The organism is Caulobacter sp. P4_E5, assembly GCF_056401555.1.
In genome coordinates, this window is record NZ_JBFUJD010000079.1 from 21,361 (window position 1) to 27,571 (window position 6,211).

At 68.2% G+C, this 6,211-nt stretch carries 3 protein-coding genes and 3 pseudogenes; 3 read left to right on the forward strand and 3 right to left on the reverse strand.

From position 1 onward, the window contains the following. Positions 1-32: 32 nt before the first annotated feature. Both AC1DSO_RS20260 and AC1DSO_RS20265 read left to right on the forward strand, forming a co-directional pair. Positions 33-317, forward strand: a pseudogene (locus tag AC1DSO_RS20260) (carboxymuconolactone decarboxylase family protein); the annotation flags it as partial. A 22-nt stretch (positions 318-339) separates the two neighbouring features. Continuing rightward, positions 340-575 (forward strand): annotated as a pseudogene (locus AC1DSO_RS20265) (carboxymuconolactone decarboxylase family protein); the annotation flags it as partial. Here AC1DSO_RS20265 and AC1DSO_RS20270 read toward each other — a convergent pair. Then, positions 572-1,534, reverse strand: coding sequence for a 2-hydroxyacid dehydrogenase (locus AC1DSO_RS20270; protein WP_477070525.1), 963 nt, complete (start codon positions 1,532-1,534; stop codon positions 572-574). The pseudogene AC1DSO_RS20265 and the gene AC1DSO_RS20270 overlap by 4 nt on opposite strands. A gap of 277 nt (positions 1,535-1,811) precedes the next feature. On the opposite strand from AC1DSO_RS20270, the gene AC1DSO_RS20275 reads away from it, so the two are divergent. Then, the gene (locus AC1DSO_RS20275) at positions 1,812-2,264 is read left to right on the forward strand and encodes a hypothetical protein (RefSeq protein WP_477070526.1); all 453 of its coding nucleotides are present in this window, start codon (positions 1,812-1,814) and stop codon (positions 2,262-2,264) included. A gap of 40 nt (positions 2,265-2,304) precedes the next feature. On the opposite strand, the gene AC1DSO_RS20280 is transcribed toward AC1DSO_RS20275, so the two are convergent. Continuing rightward, complete coding sequence (locus AC1DSO_RS20280) at positions 2,305-5,835, reverse strand: hypothetical protein (RefSeq protein WP_477070527.1); 3,531 nt, start codon at positions 5,833-5,835, stop codon at positions 2,305-2,307. Positions 5,836-5,885: 50 nt separating this feature from the next. Further along, positions 5,886-6,211: pseudogene (locus tag AC1DSO_RS20285) on the reverse strand (hypothetical protein); the annotation flags it as partial.

Consider the following 6,211-nt stretch of genomic DNA (forward strand, 5'->3'; position numbering starts at 1 on the left):
TGATACAAATTTTGTAGCATGGAGGATTTTCGATGTCGCCCAGGATCGCCCCCGCCCAAGCGCCCTACCCGCCCGCTGTCGCCCGCACGCTGGAGCAGCTGACAACGCCCGGCGATCAGCCCCTGTCGCTGTTTCGCACCCTGGCTCGCGACGCGCGGCTGTTCGCCCGCTTCACCGGCGGCGGCCTGCTGGATGTCGGCCATCTATCCCTGCGCGAGCGCGAGATCGTCATTCATCGCACCTGCGCCCTGAACGGCTGCGGCTACGAGTGGGGCGTGCACGCGGCGATCTTCGCCGAGGCCGCCGGGCTCGACGCCGAGCAGCTGGCGGCAGCGGCCGCGCCCGGGATCGCGGCCTGCTGGGCTTCGCGCGAGGCGTTGCTGATCGCCTTCTGCGACGCGGTCCATGCCCGCGCCGACCTCGACGACGCCCTGTGGGCGCGCCTCGCCGAGGCCTTCTCGGAAGAGGCGCGGATCGAACTGATGATGCTGGCCGGCTTCTATCGGACAGTCAGCCTGCTGGCGAACGGCCTGCGGCTGGCGCCGGAGCCGTTCGCCGCGCCGTTTCCAGCCTAGGCCGCCACGGGCGTCGCCAGGGGTTCGCCGTGGAAGTAGCGGCGCAGGTTCTCCAGGGTCAGGTTGACCATGGCCGGGATGCTGTCCAGCGTCGCCCCGGCCGTGTGCGGGGTCAGCACCGTGTGCGGCACGTCGGCCCAGCGCGCCGGCGGGGTCGGTTCGTGGTCGAAGACGTCGAGGGCTGCCATGCCCAGGGTCCCGGCCTTCAGCGCCTCGATCAGGGCGTCCTCGTCGATCAGCGAACCACGGGCGACGTTGACGATCAGGCCCTGCGGCCCGAGCGCCTCGATGACCGCCTTGCTGATCAGGTGGCGGTTGCCGGCGTCCGGACGGGCGCAGACCACCAGCACGTCGCTGTCGCGCGCCAGGGCCATCAGGCTGTCGGCGCGCGGATAGTCGCTGTCCTTGGGACGCGGACCCCACCAGGCGATCTTCATCTCGAAGGCCTTCAGCCGGTTGGCCACCGCCTCGCCGATATAGCCGAGGCCGACGATGCCGGCCTTGCGACCCCGCAGACCGTGGCGCGGCGACATGCGCTCGGCATGGGTCCAGTGGCCCGTGCGCAGGCGCTTGTCGCCCTCGACGATGCCGCGCCAAGCGGAGAGCACCAGGCCCACCGCGTGGTCGGCGACGTCCGCGGCGTTCAGGCCCGTCGAATGGGTGACGGCGATGCCGTGGGCCTTGCACCAGGGCACGTCGACCCCGTCATAGCCGACGCTGACGCAGGCGATCAGGCCCAGCTGCGGCATCTCAGAGAGCATGTCGCGGGACAGGCCCATCTCGCCGGCGTGGACGATGGCGCGTACGCGGCGGCCGGGCCCTTCGAAGAAGGCCATTCGGTCCGGGTAATCCCACAGCCGATGCACCTCGTAGGCGCCCTCCAGCAACGGTTGCAGCGGCAGGAGCATCTCGTGCGACAGCAGGACGTGCGGTTTGTCGACTGCGGTTTGTTGCGGCATGCGTGTCCTCCAGAAGGGCCGGCCTAGGCCGGCGGGACAATCGTCTCTTGCGGGACCAAGCTACTCCTCTCGGAGCGCTTGTCGAAAGCTAAGCAGGCTAGCGCCGCGCCGCCAGCCGTTACGCCATCACGGTCTAGTGACGGCCGTCGACGGACGCCTCGACCACAAACCGCCACGCGGCGGCGAAGTTCCTTAGCGGTCAAGCTGTGAACCAGCGGTCGCGGCGCGGGTTGTTAACCACAGCGCCACTACGGCGCTCCAGGCCTGGAGATTTTCGATGCTGATGAAGACCCTCGCCGCCGGCGCGGCGCTCTCAATGCTGCTTGCGGGYGGTTCGGCCGTAGCTCAGTCCAAGAGCCGCGCCGCGATCGGCCCCAAGGAGCCGATCCCCTACTCGCAGCTGGACGCCTATCTGAAGGCTTCGCCCAAGGCGCGGGCCAGCAAGGACTGGTGGTCCGGCTCGGCCTCGACCGGCGCGTCGACCGACACCTCGGCGACCACCTCCACCACGGGGACCACCGCGAGCGACACGATGTCGAACTCTTCCACGAGCTCGACGACGTCCACCGACACCTCGGTAAACCCCGCGCCCTCGGCCGCGCCGCCCAGCATGCCGACGACGCCGCCGACGGACGCCGCGCCGCAGCCCGGCGAGCCGAACCTGTCGAACCAATCGACGCCCGGAGCCCCGGCCACGCCGCCGGTGACCCCGCCGACCGAACCCAAGTAAGGCCCGTGAGCTGGGGCGACGTCGTCGCCGCCCCAGCCAGTCAGGCGCCGTAGTAGATCCAGTAGTCCTTGTAGTAGCCCTTGGCCGGATCCAGGACGTCGATGGCGAACGGCGCCGAGCCGTCGGCCAGGTCGGCCAGCCAGGCGTTGGTCGAGCGGGCCATGACGCCGATGTCGGCCTTCTGGGCCTCGGCCAGCAGCCATCCGACCATGGCCGCCTTGGTCCCGAGCCCGCCCGCCCCGTCACCGCCGTAGCTGGCGAAGTAGTCGACGCGCGTGTCGATCAGCGCGTGGACCTTGGCGTCCGTCGGCGCGCCGCCAAAGAYCGTCTTATAGGCCTCGCGCGTGGCGTCGAAGAGGCTCAGCGATCCGTACTTGGCCGCGAACGCGTCCTTGCCCTCGCCCAGCTTGCCCAGATTGACCGCGAAGTTGATGTAGCGGTTTTCCAGGTTGAAGCTCTGGTAGTAGGCGCTGTTGAGACTGTTGGCGTTCGGCCCGGTCGGCGACACCAGATAATCGAAGCCGGCCTGCCCGGGGATCTTGCCCGTGAAGAACTCGTAGGCCATCGCCGCCACGGAAGTCGTGGCGTCGGCGGCCTGCACCAGCGTGGCGACCACGTCGGCGTCCGGCACGCCGGCGGCGAGCTTGATCACCAGATCGGCCGTGGCGTTCGACTGCATGGCCGTGATCACATTGGCGCGCAGAATCGAGGCGAACGCGGTGTCGACCGCGCCGGAGATGGTGACATTGCCTGGCGTCACGCGGTCGGCGAACCGCATGAACTCGATGCTCGTCAGCGTATCTGAGCCATCGGGCGATCCTGGCCGAAGGTCCTTGACCGTGAAGACGCCATTCAAGCCCGTCCAGCTGTAGTCGCTCCAGTTGCCCGTGAAGTATGCCGTGTCGACGCCGTCGCCACCATCGATGACGTCGTCGCCGGCGCCGCCCCTCAGGACGTCGCGACCGCCGCCGCCGTTCAACGTGTCGGCGCCGGTTCCACCGGTCAGCGCATTGGCGTTCGCGTCGCCGGTCAGCTTGGAGCCGAAATTGCCGCCGACCAGGTTCTCGATCCCGTCGAACTTGATCTTGCCCATGCCGGTGTCCTGGGCGTCGAGCTTGCTCAGGTCGGCCGTCACCGCGCCCGTCGCGCGGCTGAGGTCAACCATGTCCACGCCGTCGCCGCCCGAGAAGGTGATGCTGCTGATCGCCGTGAGCGCTTCCAACGGCACGAACACATCGTCGTCGTAGTCGCCGGACACGAGGATCAGGCTCGGGGCGTCGCCGGCCCTCAGCCCGCCGATCAGGATCCGATCCTTGCCGCCGCCGCCGCTGACATAGGCGTCGCCCAGTTCGACGTTGAGCACGTCGTCGGCCCAGCCGCCGGCGATGCGGTCCCAGCCCGCGTCACCGTAGAGGGTCGCGCTGCCGGAGCCGCCGCTGATGTTGTCGTTTCCGTCGCCACCGTGAATGATCACGGAAGCGCTGCTCCCGTTCATCAGGCCGGACAGGTAGTCGCCGCCCGCGTCGCCCCAGATCTCTCCCGCGCCCTGGATGCTGTCCGCGCCGTCGCCCCCGTGGAACTGGTCCACCGAGCCCGCGCCGATGATGTAATCGTCGCCGCCGTCGCCGAAGATGACGTTGACTGTTCCCGGCGTCTCTACGCCCACGTCGTAGGCGAGATCATTGGCGTAGATATTGTCGCTGCCGTCGCCGCCGTGGATCRTGTCGCCGCCCAGCCCACCGTAGAGGTAGTCATTGTCGGCGCCGCCATCGATCGTATCGTCGCCCGCTCCGCCATAGACCCGGTCGCCGCCAGCGTCGCCCCAGATAGTGTCCGCGCCGTTGTTGCCGTAGAGGTTGTCGTCGCCGCCGCCGCCGTGGATCTGGTCCGCGCCACCCGCGCCATAATAGAGATCCCCGGTGTCCGCGCCGTTGAAGGTGTCGACGCCGCCCGTGCCGATCACCCCGCTGAAGTACGAGGCGTTGAAATCGGCGGCCGTCAGCTTGATGTCGCCCAGCAGCTTCACCACGGCGTCCTGGCCGTTGAGCAGCCCGTCGCTATTGAAATCGACGAACAGATAGGTGGCGCCGCCGTTGCTCCAGGTCCAGATCTGGGTGAAGCCCGGCCCCAGGTCGTCGGTCGAATAGGCCATCCCCGCCGTCACGCTGAAGTTCGGATTGTCCAGCGCCCCCCTGAACACCAGGCGCGTGCCGGTGTAGTAGTAGGTTTCGTCCAGGCTGAGCCGATCGCCCTCGGCCRCATTGTAGTCGATGATCACCGACACGCCGTCTTCGGCCCAATAGCCGTCGTACTCGAAGGTCGATTTCGAGGTCCAGAAGACGTCGGCGCCGGCGCCCCCGGTCAGGGTGTTGCCGGTCCGGATGGTCAAGCGGTCATTGCCGGCGCCGCCATCCAAGGTGGCCTGTTTGGCATAGAGGGCGTCGTCGCCGTCGCCCCCCAGCAGAACGTCGCCCTTGGTGCCAAGGAAGCCGGCGCCCGCGGAGAGCAGATCGTCGCCCGCGCCGCCATCCAGCGTATCAACGCCGTCGGCGCCGTACAGCTTGTCGGCGCCGTCGCCGCCGTAAAGCTTGTTGATGCTGTCCTTGGCCTCGTTGACGTAGCCACCGAACAGATCGCCCGCGGCGTACAGCGTATCGTCGCCCGCCCCGCCATAAACCGTGTCCGAGCCCTCGCCGGCATAGAGGGTGTCGGCCCCGGCGCCGCCGTCGAGGCTGTCATTGCCGACGCCGCCGAAAACCGTGTCGTTGCCGCCGAGAGCGAGCAAGGTGTCGTCGCCTCCCAGGCCATACAGGTTGTCGTTCGCATCGGTTCCGGTCAGGACGTCCGCACCGGCGCCGCCGACCTGGGTCCAGGTGATGGGATCCGAGAACATCGCCTTGCTGAGCACGGCCTCGCCGTCGAACCGCAGCACGACGTCGGACAGCCCCAGAACCCCGTTCTGGTCCGTATCGAAGATCAGGTAGCGAGAGGTGGCGTCCGTCCAGGTCGCCACGCCGCGAAAGCCGGACTGACCGGCGTACGGCAGCGCGTCGCCTGCCTTTAATTTGAAGCTGCCACTGGTGATCTCGCCATACCAGACTAGATTGCCGATACCGTTGGCGGCATGGATGAAGAGCCGATCGCCCTGGGTGAGCGCGAAGTCGGTGATCCGGTCCATGTGGGCGAGCGTGCTGGCGCTGTACCAGCTGAAGTTGGACAGGTCGGTGTCGAAGACGTCCACGCCCGCGCCGCCCGTATAGATGTCCGAGGCGGAGTCAGCGTCCATGTAGAGGACATCGTCGCCGGCGCCGCCGTTCACGGTGTCAGAACCCATGCCGCCGTAAAGCTTGTCGGCGCCCGCCCCGCCCAGCACCACGTCGTCGCCGTCATAGCCGTAGATCGTATCGGCGCCGTCGCCGCCGTCGACCTGGTCGGCGCCTGTGTAGCCGTACAGCGTGTCATCGCCGCCTAGCCCCAGGATGGTGTCGTTACCGCCGTTCCCGCGGATCTCGTCGGTGTCGGCTGTCCCCGTGAGGGTCTCGCTGGCCGAGGTCCCCGAAATATAGGCCATGTCAGTTCCTTGCTGGCGAGCTGGAGGTTGTTCAGGGTTCCGCGAGCGCCTCAGGCGCCGCCGAACACGAAGTCGGCCTTGTAGTAGCCCTTGGCCGGATCCAGGACGTCGATGGCGAACGGCGCCGAGCCGTCGGCCAGGTCGGCCAGCCAGGCGTTGGTCGAGCGCGCCATGACGCCGATGTCGGCCTTCTGGGCCTCGGCCAGCAGCCAGCCGACCATGGCCGCCTTGGTCCCGAGCCCGCCCGCCCCGTCGCCGCCGTAGCTGGCGAAGTAGTCGACGCGCGTGTCGATCAGCGCGTGGACCTTGGCGTCCGTCGGCGCGCCGCCAAAGACCGTCTTATAGGCCTCGCGCGTGGCGTCGAAGAGGCTCAGCG